The following is a 13,046-nucleotide window of genomic DNA, read 5'->3' as shown; positions in this document are numbered from 1 at the left end:
ACCTTGAACCTGTAAATTGGTGGAGCTAAACGGGATCGAACCGTTGACCTCTTGCATGCCATGCAAGCGCTCTCCCAGCTGAGCTATAGCCCCTCATCGGTGAGGACGGGGCGAATCTTAATGGCGGTTTGGAAGTGTGTCAAATTTATTTTCAACAATTTCCAAAGTTTTTTGCCGGGATAACAATCACTTACCGGCGAAACCCCGGAAAACCGGGGTTTCGTCGTTGCAGCAGGCTGATTAAGCGATAGCGCCCAACAGCTTTTCCCACTCTTTGTTTTCTTTCTTCGACACACCACCAAGCAAATCAAGGGCTTGGCGCAGACGGAAACGCGTGAGGTCCGGGCCGAGAATTTCCATCGCATCCAGCACCGACACCGAACTCGCCTGCCCCGTGATCGCGGCAAACATCAGCGGCATCGCATCGCGCAATTTCAGTTCCAGGGATTCCACCACCGCCTGGATCGTCGCGGTGATCGCATCCTTCTCCCACTGGCGCAGGCTTTCCAGCTTCCACAGGATCAACTGCATCAACTGACGCACTTGGTCGCCGGAGAGCTTCTTGGACTCGAACAACTTGGCATCCGGGTTCACACCACCGGCGAAGAAGAAGCTGGCCAACGGTGCGACCTGGCTGAACGTCTCCACCCTGCCCTGCACCAACGGCGCGATCTTCATCATGTACTCGGGGTTCAACGCCCACTCCTGCACGCGGCTGGCGAACTCTTCCACCGGCAGATCGCGCAACCATTGGCCGTTGAGCCACGACAACTTCTCGATATCAAAGATCGGCCCGCCCAGGGACACGCGGGACAGATCGAAGTTATCAACCATTTCCTGCAGCGAGAACTTCTCGCGCTCGTCCGGCATCGACCAGCCCATGCGGCCCAGGTAGTTGAGCATCGCTTCGGGCATGAAGCCCATGCGCTCGTAGAAGGTCACCGAAGTCGGGTTCTTGCGCTTGGACAGCTTGCTCTTGTCCGGGTTACGCAGCAGCGGCATGTAGCACAACTGCGGTTGTTCCCAGCCGAAGTATTCGTAGAGCAGGATCAGCTTCGGCGCCGATGGCAGCCATTCTTCACCGCGCAGCACGTGGGTGATGCCCATCAGGTGGTCGTCGACCACGTTGGCCAGGAAGTACGTCGGCAGGCCGTCGGTCTTCATCAGCACTTGCATGTCCATGCGATCCCACGGAATCTCGACGTCGCCGCGCAGCATGTCCGGCACCACGCACACACCTTCGCTCGGCACTTTCATGCGGATCACGTGGGGTTCGCCGGCAGCCAGGCGTTGGGCCACTTCTTCCTTGGACAGCAGCAGCGCACGGCCGTCGTAACGCGGGGTTTCGCCACGGGCCTGTTGTTCGGCTCGCATCTGGTCCAGTTCTTCAGCGGTACAGAAGCATGGGAACGCATGACCCATGTCCACCAGTTGCTGGGTGTATTGCTTGTAGATATCGCTGCGCTCGCTCTGGCGATACGGGCCGTGCGGGCCACCAACATCCGGGCCTTCGGCCCAGGTAATGCCCAACCAACGCAGGGCATCGAAAATTTGCTGCTCAGACTCACGGGTGGAGCGCAGTTGGTCAGTGTCTTCGATCCGCAGGATGAATTCACCACCGTGCTGCTTGGCAAAGCAGTAGTTGAACAAGGCGATGTAAGCAGTGCCGACGTGGGGATCCCCAGTGGGCGATGGCGCGATGCGCGTGCGGACGGTGGTCATGGCGGGTCTCGAATGGGCGATAAAACTGAAATTGAAACAAGGGGCGAATGGTAACAGCCCAAGGCCCCCGGGCTCCAGCATGGGGCTTAGCCACGCCGCTCAATCTGCCGCATGGCAAACCGTCAAGCGTTCAGGTTTGCGACCGTAGGCCAGGTATTCTCCCACTTTGGGGGTAACGCAGGCGTCATACCCGCTGAAGGAAACACCATGTCGGTACGCGCCATCGAGCACAATCAGGTGGGCATTGGGCACACTCTCAAACGCCCGTACGGCACCACTTTTTGGCGTCTGGTCGTCAAATTCGGCCTGCACCATCACGATACTGTCTACCTGCCTCAAGCCATTTTGCGGAACGCCCGACAGTTGCTTGCCGGCCCAGGCAGTGCAATGCCGGGCATGGAAATAACTGCCGCCGACCGGATAACGAGCGGCATACAGCGTTTCTTTCCCGGTCCAGAACGCCTCATCCGAATAAGTCGAGTCGTTGCACAACACCGTGCTTCGCACAGATACCTCGGGCGTGAGTTTCAGCGGGCCCAAAGGAATGCCATTCCAGGGTGGGGGGCGCAGGCTGGCCGCCAGTAACTGCATAAATGCCTGTCGCGCGGCTTGTCCCACCTCTGCATCAGGACTGAATCGAAAGGTTCGAGCCATCGCCATAAGCTCGGCCTCCCCTATATCAGGCCAGGCCCGCTGCCACTCGCTGAGTACCCGCGCAGCCAGCAAGTATTCAGGCGCGCTGTAAAAATCATTATCGGAGCGCAGGGCAGCCCTGACCTCTGGCAACAGCTCCAGAAAAGTTTCACGAATGGCCCAAGGGTCATCGCCCAAACGATACGCCGACGGGTTGGCAGCAGCGCGTTCGGCAACAAAGCGCTCAAAGACTCGCTCTTTCTCCCATGCCAGACTCAAACTGGCGCTTTGAAACGTCGACGTCCAATCCACATTGGAGTCCAGCACCATGCGGCCTACCTGTTTAGGGAATAGGCCGGCATACCAGGCACCCAGCCAAGTGCCATAGGAGTTACCGAAATAGTTAAGTTTGTTTTCTTTGAGCAGTACGCGAACAAACTCCATGTCCCGCGCGGTTTGATCCGTATTGATATAGCGCGCCAGGCGCTGATTCGCGCAACCACGGGCCAACACCCCAACGTTATGCTGCAAGGCAGCAAAGTTGGCGGGTGTTTGATCTTCAGAAATATCGTTTTGCGCGACAATCACTTCGTCGGACTCACACACCAACTGCGAGTCCCTCTGACTGCCATGCCCTCGCGGTGTAATCCCGATCACATCGTAGGCATCGACCAAATGCCGAAAGGCCTCCACCCCGGAGTCATCGCCAAAGCGCTTCCACACTGACGCCAATACCAGGGTGAACGTGCTATTACCAAACGAGCCAGGCCCGCCCGGGTTAGTGAATACGGCCCCTTCACGCTTATAAGGCCACCTGGCGTTAACGCGGGTGATGTCCAGGGCCAAGGTGCCGGCTTTTGGGTTCAGATGGTCCAGCGGCACGGTGACGATGCCGCACTGGGTTCGGGAAAAAACTTCAGGGTCCAGGCCAGCGGCAGCAATAGCCTCGCACGCCGGCAACCACTTTATCCCCAGCCCAGCAGGCTGATGCATGCCAATGCAACCGACAAGGCTCAAAAACAGGGTACTCACCACAAAGATGCGCCCACCTGCTGCCGTCAGTGCAACCCCTCCATTGCTCATCATTTTCCCTCCCTGCACGGCCCGTAAGGGGCCGAATTATCACAAGGAGGTATCCGCAAAAATGTAGGAAACGGACGATTTCAGACTGCCAATAGGCGCACGTAAGGTGCCGTTTCAGACAGCCAACAAGCGCTCGCGCAACTTGCCAATCTCATCGCGCGTCTGCGCCGCCGCTTCAAACTCCAGATCCCGCGCCAACTGGTACATCTTCTCTTCCAACTGGCGAATGCGCTTGGTGATCTCACTCGGCGAGCGCAGTTCGTTCTCGTACTTGGCGCTTTCCTCGGCGGCCTTGGCCATGCCCTTGCGCTTCTTGCTGCGCGAGCCGGGCACAGTGGCGCCTTCCATGATGTCGGCAACGTCCTTGAACACACCCTTGGGCGTGATCCCGTGCTCCAGGTTAAAGGCAATTTGCTTGTCACGACGGCGCTCGGTCTCGCCAATCGCTCGCTCCATGGAGCCGGTGATGCGGTCCGCGTAGAGAATCGCCCGGCCATTGAGGTTACGCGCAGCACGGCCGATGGTCTGGATCAGCGAGCGCTCGGAACGCAGGAAGCCTTCCTTGTCTGCATCGAGGATCGCCACCAGCGACACCTCCGGCATGTCCAAACCTTCACGCAGCAGGTTGATCCCCACCAGCACATCGAAGGTGCCCAGGCGCAAGTCGCGGATGATTTCCACGCGCTCCACGGTGTCGATGTCCGAGTGCAGGTAGCGCACGCGCACGCCGTGGTCGGCTAGGTAGTCGGTGAGGTCCTCAGACATGCGCTTGGTCAGCGTGGTGACCAGCACCCGCTCTTCCAGGGCCACACGCTTGGTGATTTCCGAGAGCAAGTCATCGACCTGGGTCAGCGCCGGGCGAATTTCGATTTGCGGGTCTACCAAGCCGGTTGGGCGCACCAACTGCTCGATCACACGACCCGCATGCTCGGCCTCGTAGTTGCCAGGCGTGGCAGACACGAAGATGGTCTGTGGGCTGATGGCTTCCCACTCATCAAAGCGCATCGGCCGGTTATCCAACGCCGACGGCAGGCGGAAGCCGTACTCCACCAACGTCTCTTTCCGCGAACGGTCGCCCTTATACATGGCGCCCACTTGCGGCACGCTGACGTGGGACTCGTCGATCACCAACAGCGCATCGTCCGGCAGGTAGTCATACAAGGTCGGCGGCGCCGCGCCGGAATCACGACCCGACAAGTAGCGCGAGTAGTTTTCGATGCCGTTGCAGTAGCCCAACTCCAGAATCATCTCCAGGTCGAAGCGGGTACGCTGCTCCAGGCGCTGGGCTTCCACCAGCTTGTTGTTGGCGCGCAGGTAGTCCAGGCGCTCGGCCAGCTCGACCTTGATGCCTTCGATGGCACCCATCAGCGTTTCGCGGGGAGTGACGTAGTGGCTTTTCGGATAGAAGGTGAAGCGCGGCAACTTGCGGATGACCTCGCCGGTCAGCGGGTCGAAGGCCGACAGGCTCTCCACTTCATCGTCGAACAGCTCGATGCGGATCGCTTCCAGGTCGGATTCGGCTGGGTAGATGTCGATCACATCGCCACGCACGCGGAACGTGGCGCGGGCGAAGTCCATATCGTTGCGGGTGTATTGCAGGCTCGTCAGGCGCCGTAGCAGTTCACGCTGGTCAAGTTTGTCGCCACGGTCGACGTGCAGCACCATCTTCAAATAGGTTTCCGGACTGCCCAAGCCGTAGATGCACGACACCGTGGTGACGATGATCGCGTCCTTGCGCTCCAGCAGCGCCTTGGTGGCCGACAAGCGCATTTGCTCGATATGGTCGTTGATCGAGGCGTCCTTCTCGATAAAGGTATCGGACGACGGCACGTAGGCTTCAGGCTGGTAGTAGTCGTAATAGGAGACGAAGTATTCCACCGCGTTGTTCGGGAAGAACGACTTGAACTCGCCGTACAACTGCGCGGCCAGGGTTTTGTTCGGCGCCAGCACCAAGGTGGGGCGGTTGACCTGTGCGATCACGTTGGCAATGCTGAACGTCTTGCCCGAACCGGTCACCCCGAGCAGCGTCTGGTGGGCCAGGCCGGCCTCGATGCCTTCGACCATCTGGCGAATGGCTTCCGGCTGATCGCCGGCGGGTTCAAAACGGGTGACTAGTTGGAAATCCGACATAACGTACCTCGTGAAGTCACCCCGGACTGTAAACCCGTCGGGGACGAAAAAGGCCACTTCCCGCGAAGATTCAGAGCGGGTCGTAGGAAAAAACCATGATAGGCATAGAAGTGGTGGCGAATGTGACGGGTTTCAAGGCAATCGTCTGACACCCCGTCCACGTTCAATGTTGCAATAAGACTAACGGTCAGCAAATAAACCGAAAAACTTGGCCGAAAAGCCGTTTCGGTTGTCGCCCTGCGCCGTGATGGCCTCTATACTAGCTCCCCGTTTGTGCACCGCTCTAGTGCATTCGGCTGGAGCGCGACACGTCCCTCCTATCCCCCATAGAGCTGCCGCAAAAATGAGCCTGTTCTCCGCTGTCGAAATGGCACCACGCGATCCTATCCTGGGCCTCAACGAAGCATTCAACGCCGATACACGAACCGCCAAGGTCAACCTTGGCGTGGGCGTTTACTGCAACGAGGAGGGGAAGATTCCACTCTTGCGTGCCGTTGCCGAAGCGGAAGCCATTCGCGTGGCGCAACACGCCGCTCGTGGCTACCTGCCCATCGATGGCATCGCAGCTTATGACAAAGCCGTGCAAACCCTGCTATTTGGCGAGCAATCGCCTTTGCTGAGCGCTGGCCGCGTTACCACCGTGCAGGCCGTTGGCGGCACCGGCGCCCTGAAGATCGGCGCTGACTTCCTCAAGCAACTGCTGCCAGACGCCGTCGTCGCCATCAGCGACCCAAGCTGGGAAAACCACCGCGCGCTGTTCGAAACCGCCGGCTTCCCGGTGCAGAACTATCGCTACTACGACGCCGCCACCCACGACGTGAACCGTGCCGGCCTGCTCGAAGACCTCAACGCCCTGCCCCCACAGTCCATCGTGGTGCTGCACGCCTGCTGCCACAACCCGACCGGCGTCGACCTGAGCCCAGCCGACTGGCAGAACGTGCTGGACGTGGTCAAGGCAAAGAACCTGGTGCCGTTCCTCGACATGGCCTACCAAGGCTTTGGCGACGGCATCCACGAAGACGCGGCTGCGGTGCGCCTGTTTGCTGAGTCGGGCCTGACCTTCTTTGTGTCCAGCTCGTTCTCCAAATCGTTCTCCCTGTACGGCGAACGTGTGGGCGCACTGTCAATCGTCGGCGAGTCCAAGGAAGAAAGCGCGCGCATCCTGTCTCAGGTCAAGCGTGTGATCCGCACCAACTACTCCAACCCGCCTACCCACGGTGCAGCGATTGTTGCCGCGGTGCTCAACAGCCCTGAGCTGCGCGCCCAGTGGGAAGCCGAACTGGCTGAAATGCGCCTGCGCATCCGTGGCATGCGCGAGCAGATGGTGGCCGAACTGGCCAAGGCTGCTCCGGGCCACGACTTCAGCTTCGTCGGCCGCCAGCGTGGGATGTTCTCCTACTCCGGCCTGACCGTTGAGCAGGTCACTCGTCTGCGCAGCGAGTTCGGCATCTACGCCCTCGACACTGGCCGTATCTGTGTCGCGGCGTTGAACCAGTCGAACATTGACGCGGTCACAAAGGCAATCGTTCAGGTGCTGTAAGCCTGTAGCCGTTGCACAGGAGGGGAAGCCGATGGTTTCCCCTTTTTTGTCCCCAGCTCCTAGACTGAACCTTGCCCGCCCCTTTGCTGTGAGAGACCTATGAGAAACGACGACCTGGACCTGCGCGCCGACCGCGACGAACTGGATGACTATGCCCCGCGCGCGCCTCAACCCAAGCGCCAGAAAAGCCTGGTGTTGCAAGTGGCGCTGGGGGTGTTCCTCGGCGGGTTGGCGTTGTGGTTGGTGCAGTTGGGCGCGACAGCGATCATGGCAAAACTGGCCATGGGCACCCTGCAATTTGGCGGCTGATGAAGATCAAAAATGGATCTAGGGCGCTACCAAATCGCGTTCTTCCAGCAGTTTTACGAAGCTGTTAAGGCTCTGCGACACAGTCCCCCGCCGCCAGATCAGCCAGGTGTGCAAGATCCGAAAGCTATCCGCCAGCGGCCACACACTCACCGCCGCAAACCCCGGCATGCTTTCCAGCATGCTGCGAGGCATCAGCGCCAAACCCGCACCCGCACTGACACACGCCAACATCCCGTGGTACGACTCGATCTCGAAAATCTTGCCCGGCACCGCGCCATCCTGTGAAAACCAGCGCTCAAAGTGGTGCCGGTACGAGCAGTTCGAACGGAAGGTGTAGATGTTCTCGCCGTTCACATCCTGCCCACGCGTGATCGGTGCGTGATGCAGCGGGGCGATCACCACCATCTCTTCTTCAAACACCGCCACACCTTCCAGCGTTGCATGCAACACCGGCCCGTCGACAAACGCCGCCGCCAGGCGCCCTGACAGCACGCCTTCGATCATGGTGCCCGACGGCCCGGTGCTCAGGTCCAATTCGACCTTGGTGTGCTTCTGGTTATAGGCCGCCAACAACGCCGGAATACGCACCGCTGCGGTGCTTTCCAGCGAGCCCAACGCAAATGCGCCTTGGGGCTCCTCCCCTGCCACCGTGGCGCGGGCCTCCTGCACCAGGTCGAGGATACGCCGCGCATAGCCCAGGAAATTCCAGCCGGCCGGCGACAACCGCAGACGGCTTTTCTCGCGAATGAACAACTCAACGCCCAGGTCCTGTTCCAGTTGCTTGATGCGCGTGGTCAGGTTCGACGGCACGCGATGAATCAACTGTGCGGCGGCGCTGATACTGCCTTGCTCGGCAACGGCCTTGAAGATTTCCAACTGCACCAGGTCCACGTCATTCTCCAATCGTGAATGTATTGCTTAATATTATTCAGTTTCCAGAAAAGAGATAGCCCCGTAGGCTGAACTCAACCCACTCATTCAGCAGGACGGTGCCATGAACGCAACCACCCACGCCCTTTCGATCAACCCTACCAACGGCGAAACCGTCGGCAGCTACCCGTACGAAAGCGAGTCGCAACTGGATGCCGCCCTGGACCGCACCACCGCCGCGTTCCGCACCTGGCGCCGCCAACCGGTAAGCCAGCGCGCCGAACTGCTGCTGGGCCTGGCCGCTGCACTGCGTGAACAAGCCGAAGACATGGCGCAGATGATCACCCTGGAAATGGGCAAACCCATCGCCCAGGCCCGCGCCGAAATCGAAAAATGCGCCCAGCTCAGCGAGTGGTACGCCGCCCACGGCCCGGCCATGCTCGCCCCGGAACCCACCCTGGTGGACAACGGCAGCGCGCAGATCGAATACCGCCCACTGGGCCCGATCTTCGCCGTGATGCCGTGGAACTTCCCGGTCTGGCAAGTACTGCGCGGTGCAGTACCGACCCTGCTCGCCGGTAACACCTTTGTGCTCAAACATGCACCGAACGTGATGGGCAGCGCGTACCTGATCCAGCAAGCCTTCCAAAAAGCCGGTTTTGCCGAAGGTATTTTTGAAGTGGTCAACGTGACCAACGAAGGCGTGTCCAAAGCCATCGCCGACCCTCGCGTCGCTGCCGTCACCCTCACCGGCAGTGTACGTGCCGGTATCGCCATCGGCTCCCAAGCCGGCGCCGCGCTGAAAAAATGCGTGCTGGAACTGGGCGGCTCCGACCCGTTCATCGTGCTCAACGACGCCGACCTCGACGCTGCCGTGCAAGCCGCGCTGATCGGCCGCTTCCAAAACAGCGGCCAAGTCTGCGCCGCCGCCAAGCGCCTGATCATCGAAGCCGGTGTGGTGGACGCCTTCACCGCCAAGTTCCTGGAGGCCAGCCGTGCGCTGGTGATGGGCGACCCGACGTCTGCCGCCACCTACATCGGCCCGATGGCCCGCTTCGACCTGCGCGACGAGCTGCACGGCCAGGTCCAGGCCACCCTGGAAGAAGGCGCCACCCTGCTGCTGGGCGGCAATAAAGTCGCAGGCGCAGGCAACTACTATGAGCCGACTGTATTGGCAGACGTCACCGACCAGATGACCTCGTTCAAACAGGAACTGTTCGGCCCGGTGGCATCGATCATCACCGCCCGCGACGCCGACCATGCCGTGGCCCTGGCCAACGACAGCGAGTTCGGCCTCACCGCCAGCATCTTCACCACCGATGCCGCAAAGGCTCGGGACATCGCTAATCAACTGGAAACCGGCGGGATCTTCGTCAACGCGTTCAGCGTGTCCGACCCACGGGTAGCCTTTGGCGGGATCAAGAAAAGCGGCTTTGGCCGTGAGCTGTCGCACTTCGGCGTACGCGAGTTCTGCAACGCGCAGACTGTGTGGCTAGACCGCAAATAACCTGTAGTGAGCGGGCTTGCCCCGCGCTGGGGGGCGAAGCCGCCCCAACAAGGCCGCTGAGGTGTTTCAGAAAAACCGAGGCGCCTGGGTTTAGGGCGGCGTCGCCCCCCAGCGCGGGCAAGCCCGCTCACTACAAAGTTCCCGTAAATCACTGTGATCGACTACCATACCGCGCCGGTTCCCAAACGGGACTAATAGGGAATCCGAAGCGCGACCCCTCGCGTCAATCGGAACTGCCCCCGCAACTGTAAGTGCCGAGCCTGCTCCTCAATGCCACTGGACCCCGTCCGGGAAGGCCGGAGCCTGGCGATGACGCATGAGTCAGGAGACCTGCCGGCCAAGCGTTATGACTCACCGGCGGGGTGTCCGGGAAGGACATCCTTGCCCTGCCCCTCGGCAGCGTTCATGGCTGTATTTCCACACCGTACCTCCCCAGCTCACTGTACGGTTCTCACGGAGATTGCCCCATGCTGCCACGCGTTACCGCCCTGCTCACCGGCCTTGGCTTCTGCGCCCTGGCCCAGGCCGCGCCCACTCACTACCCGCTGACAGTGGAAAACTGCGGCAGCAGCCTCACCTTCCAGCAAGCGCCCGCGCGCAGCGTGACCATCGGCCAGGCTGCCACCGAGATGCTCTACGCCTTGGGCGTGGGCGATACAGTGGTCGGCACTTCGTTGTGGTTCAACAACGTATTGCCGCAGTTCAAAGCGCAGAACGATAAGATCGAACGCCTGGCCAACAACGAGCCGAGCTTCGAAGCGGTGATCGCCAAGCGCCCGCAACTGGTAGCCGCCGAACTGGAATGGGTAGTCGGCCCCCAAGGCATGGTCGGTACTCGCGAGCAGTTCCACGAATTGAAAATCCCCACCTACCTGCTGCCCTCCGACTGCGAAGGCAAGGACAACCTGGTGGGCGCCGACGGCACGCGCCTGGAGCCGTTCCGCATTGAGACGATCTACAAAAGTATCAGCCAGTTGGCTGAGATCTTCGACGTCCAGGATCGCGGCCAACAGCTGAATGACGAACTCAAGGCGCGCCTGGCCAAATCCATCGCCACCGCGCAGGGCAAAGGCCTTAAGCAAGCCAGCGCCTTGGTATGGTTCTCCAGCTCCGAAATGGCCAGCGACCCTTACGTGGCTGGCCACAAAGGCATTCCGCAATTCATGCTGGAGACGCTTGGCCTGCACAACGTGGTGCAGTCAGATGAAGAGTGGCCCGCCGTCGGGTGGGAGACCATCGCCAAGGCCAACCCGACCTTTTTGGTGATCGCGCGCATGGACCGCCGCCGCTACCCCGCCGACGACCATGAAAAGAAACTCGCCTTCCTGCGCAGCGACCCGGTCACCCGCAACATGGACGCGGTGAAAAACAATCGCATCATCATCCTCGACGCCCTGGCATTGCAGGCCAGCATCCGCATGTTCGACGGCCTTGAACAACTGGCCACGGCCATCGACGGCTACGACCTGCCCAAATGATCCGCACCCTACTCGCCCTGGCCCTGCTCGTGGTTGCCGTACTCGCCGGCGTGGCCATCGGCGAAACAGCCATCTCGCCCCAGGTAGTGCTGCAGGTACTGGCCAACAAACTGTGGGCCGCCGGTTATGTGCTGGACCCAATCGATGAAGGCGTGGTGTGGAATTACCGTCTGACCCGCGCCCTGGTCGCCGCCGCATGTGGGGCCGGGCTGGCGACGTGCGGGGTGATTCTGCAGTCATTGCTGCGCAACCCGCTGGCAGATCCGTATTTGCTGGGCATCAGCGCCGGCGCCTCAACCGGTGCGGTGTTAGTGGCGCTGATGGGCGTGGGCGGCGGTTTGATTTCGTTGTCCGCTGGCGCATTTGTCGGTGCGATGGCGGCGTTTGCGCTGGTGATTTTGCTGGCGCGCGCCAGCGGTTCGTCCAGCAGCACCGGGCAGATCATCCTCGCCGGCATCGCCGGTTCGCAGCTGTTCAATTCACTCACCGCGTTCCTCATCACCAAGTCCGCCAGCTCTGAACAGGCGCGCGGCATCATGTTCTGGCTGCTGGGCAACCTCAGTGGCGTACGCTGGCCTTCCGTATGGCTGGCGGTGCCGGTGGCGGTCGCAGGGTTGGCGGTGTGCCTGTGGCATCGTCGCGCGCTGGATGCGTTTACTTTTGGCACCGACTCGGCGGCGTCGCTGGGCATTCCGGTGCGGCGTGTGCAGTTTGTGCTGGTGGGCTGCGCGGCGTTGGTGACAGCGGTGATGGTGTCGATTGTCGGCTCCATTGGCTTTGTGGGGCTGGTGATCCCCCATGCCGTGCGCCTGCTGTTGGGGACCGGGCATTCGCGCTTGCTGCCTGCGAGTGCGTTGGGCGGCGCTTTGTTTTTGATTGCGGCGGATGTGCTGTCGCGCACGTTGATCAAGGGCCAGGTGATTCCGGTCGGCGTGGTCACCGCATTGGTCGGCGCGCCGGTGTTTGCACTGATTCTGATCGGCCGGAGAAACGCACGATGAGCGTGATCAGTTGCCGCGCCCTGGGCTTCAAGGTGCGCGACGCCGAGTTGCTGCGCGACATTCACCTGGACGTGCAACAAGGCGAAACCCTCGGCATCGTCGGGCCAAACGGCTCCGGCAAATCCACCCTGCTCAAGCTGCTGGCCGGGTTGCGAGCACCGGCGTGCGGCGAGGTCCTGCTGGGCGGCCAACGCTTGGGGCAGTTGTCTCGCCGCACGATCGCGCAGCATTTGGCGGTGGTGGAGCAACAGGCCAACACCGACGACGCCATCCGCGTGTTCGACGCCGTGGCCTTGGGCCGCACGCCCTGGCTGTCGGCGCTGAGCCCCTGGTCCGTCGAAGACGACGCCATCGTGCGCCAGGCCTTGCACGATGTAGACGCCACCCACCTGAGCCAACGCGCCTGGCGCAGCCTCTCCGGCGGCGAACGCCAACGCGTGCACATCGCCCGCGCCTTGGCGCAACGGCCGCAGATTTTGTTGCTGGATGAGCCGACCAATCACCTGGATATCCAGCATCAGTTGGCGATTCTCAAAGGGGTTCAAGGGCTGCCGGTCACAACGCTGATCGCCCTGCATGACCTGAACCAGGCACTGACCTGTGATCGCCTGGCGGTGCTGGATCGCGGACGGTTAGTGGCACTGGGCAAGCCGATGGAGGTGCTCACGCCGCAACGGTTGCAAGACACGTTTGGGGTACAGGCGCATTACCTGACAGACCCGTTCGACGGGGCGCAGATTCTGCGGCTACGTTCGCACTGACCGATCACGATT

Annotated in this window: 10 protein-coding genes, 1 tRNA gene and 1 riboswitch; of the genes, 6 read left to right on the top strand and 5 right to left on the bottom strand. The window is 61.1% G+C overall.

From position 1 onward, the window contains the following. Window positions 1–17: 17 nt before the first annotated feature. The 4 genes from CFE47_RS14870 to uvrB all read right to left on the bottom strand — a co-directional run bounded on the left by CFE47_RS14870 (window position 18) and on the right by uvrB (window position 5,568). A tRNA-Ala gene (locus tag CFE47_RS14870) sits at window positions 18–93 on the bottom strand. A gap of 147 nt (window positions 94–240) precedes the next feature. Continuing rightward, complete coding sequence (gene gltX, locus CFE47_RS14865; protein WP_286838098.1) at window positions 241–1,722, bottom strand: glutamate--tRNA ligase; 1,482 nt, start codon at window positions 1,720–1,722, stop codon at window positions 241–243. A 99-nt stretch (window positions 1,723–1,821) separates the two neighbouring features. Beyond that, complete coding sequence (locus tag CFE47_RS14860; protein ID WP_286838097.1) at window positions 1,822–3,201, bottom strand: alpha/beta fold hydrolase; 1,380 nt, start codon at window positions 3,199–3,201, stop codon at window positions 1,822–1,824. Window positions 3,202–3,552: 351 nt separating this feature from the next. Continuing rightward, on the bottom strand, window positions 3,553–5,568 hold the full coding sequence (gene uvrB, locus CFE47_RS14855; RefSeq protein ID WP_286838096.1) for an excinuclease ABC subunit UvrB: 2,016 nt from the start codon (window positions 5,566–5,568) through the stop codon (window positions 3,553–3,555). 343 nt (window positions 5,569–5,911) lie between these two features. Here uvrB and CFE47_RS14850 point away from each other — a divergent pair, with 343 nt between their 5' ends. Both CFE47_RS14850 and CFE47_RS14845 read left to right on the top strand, forming a co-directional pair. Then, window positions 5,912–7,108, top strand: coding sequence for an amino acid aminotransferase (locus CFE47_RS14850; RefSeq protein ID WP_286838095.1), 1,197 nt, complete (start codon window positions 5,912–5,914; stop codon window positions 7,106–7,108). Window positions 7,109–7,207: 99 nt separating this feature from the next. Beyond that, window positions 7,208–7,417, top strand: a complete 210-nt coding sequence (locus tag CFE47_RS14845) for a hypothetical protein (protein WP_185704072.1) — start codon at window positions 7,208–7,210, stop codon at window positions 7,415–7,417. A gap of 18 nt (window positions 7,418–7,435) precedes the next feature. Here the strand turns inward: CFE47_RS14845 and ptrR are convergent, their stop codons facing one another. Continuing rightward, complete coding sequence (ptrR, locus tag CFE47_RS14840) at window positions 7,436–8,308, bottom strand: putrescine utilization regulator PtrR (RefSeq protein ID WP_286838094.1); 873 nt, start codon at window positions 8,306–8,308, stop codon at window positions 7,436–7,438. 103 nt (window positions 8,309–8,411) lie between these two features. Here ptrR and CFE47_RS14835 point away from each other — a divergent pair, with 103 nt between their 5' ends. The 4 genes from CFE47_RS14835 to CFE47_RS14820 all read left to right on the top strand — a co-directional run bounded on the left by CFE47_RS14835 (window position 8,412) and on the right by CFE47_RS14820 (window position 13,034). Next, the gene (locus tag CFE47_RS14835; protein ID WP_286838093.1) at window positions 8,412–9,794 is read left to right on the top strand and encodes an aldehyde dehydrogenase family protein; all 1,383 of its coding nucleotides are present in this window, start codon (window positions 8,412–8,414) and stop codon (window positions 9,792–9,794) included. A gap of 158 nt (window positions 9,795–9,952) precedes the next feature. Then, window positions 9,953–10,146: riboswitch (cobalamin riboswitch) on the top strand. A 115-nt stretch (window positions 10,147–10,261) separates the two neighbouring features. Continuing rightward, window positions 10,262–11,272 carry an ABC transporter substrate-binding protein gene (locus tag CFE47_RS14830; protein ID WP_286838091.1) on the top strand — a complete coding sequence of 337 codons (1,011 nt, stop codon included), beginning with the start codon at window positions 10,262–10,264 and terminating at the stop codon, window positions 11,270–11,272. Next, the gene (locus tag CFE47_RS14825) at window positions 11,269–12,273 is read left to right on the top strand and encodes a FecCD family ABC transporter permease (protein ID WP_286838090.1); all 1,005 of its coding nucleotides are present in this window, start codon (window positions 11,269–11,271) and stop codon (window positions 12,271–12,273) included. The genes CFE47_RS14830 and CFE47_RS14825 overlap by 4 nt, the downstream gene beginning before the upstream one ends. After that, entirely contained in the window at window positions 12,270–13,034 is a 765-nt protein-coding gene (locus tag CFE47_RS14820; RefSeq protein WP_286838087.1) for an ABC transporter ATP-binding protein, read from the top strand. The genes CFE47_RS14825 and CFE47_RS14820 overlap by 4 nt, the downstream gene beginning before the upstream one ends. The last annotated feature ends 12 nt before the right edge of the window (window positions 13,035–13,046 follow it).

The organism is Pseudomonas sp. PGPPP1, assembly GCF_002255865.1.
GTDB lineage: Bacteria > Pseudomonadota > Gammaproteobacteria > Pseudomonadales > Pseudomonadaceae > Aquipseudomonas > Aquipseudomonas cremoris.
This window is presented reverse-complemented; position numbering and strand designations above follow the sequence as displayed.

Coding starts and splice junctions, on each gene's coding strand:
- gltX (WP_286838098.1), bottom strand. CDS start 1,722: ATGACCACCGTCCGCACGCGCATCGCGCCATCGCCCACTGGGGATCCC.
- uvrB (WP_286838096.1), bottom strand. CDS start 5,568: ATGTCGGATTTCCAACTAGTCACCCGTTTTGAACCCGCCGGCGATCAG.
- CFE47_RS14850 (WP_286838095.1), top strand. CDS start 5,912: ATGAGCCTGTTCTCCGCTGTCGAAATGGCACCACGCGATCCTATCCTG.
- CFE47_RS14845 (WP_185704072.1), top strand. CDS start 7,208: ATGAGAAACGACGACCTGGACCTGCGCGCCGACCGCGACGAACTGGAT.
- CFE47_RS14835 (WP_286838093.1), top strand. CDS start 8,412: ATGAACGCAACCACCCACGCCCTTTCGATCAACCCTACCAACGGCGAA.
- CFE47_RS14830 (WP_286838091.1), top strand. CDS start 10,262: ATGCTGCCACGCGTTACCGCCCTGCTCACCGGCCTTGGCTTCTGCGCC.
- CFE47_RS14825 (WP_286838090.1), top strand. CDS start 11,269: ATGATCCGCACCCTACTCGCCCTGGCCCTGCTCGTGGTTGCCGTACTC.
- CFE47_RS14820 (WP_286838087.1), top strand. CDS start 12,270: ATGAGCGTGATCAGTTGCCGCGCCCTGGGCTTCAAGGTGCGCGACGCC.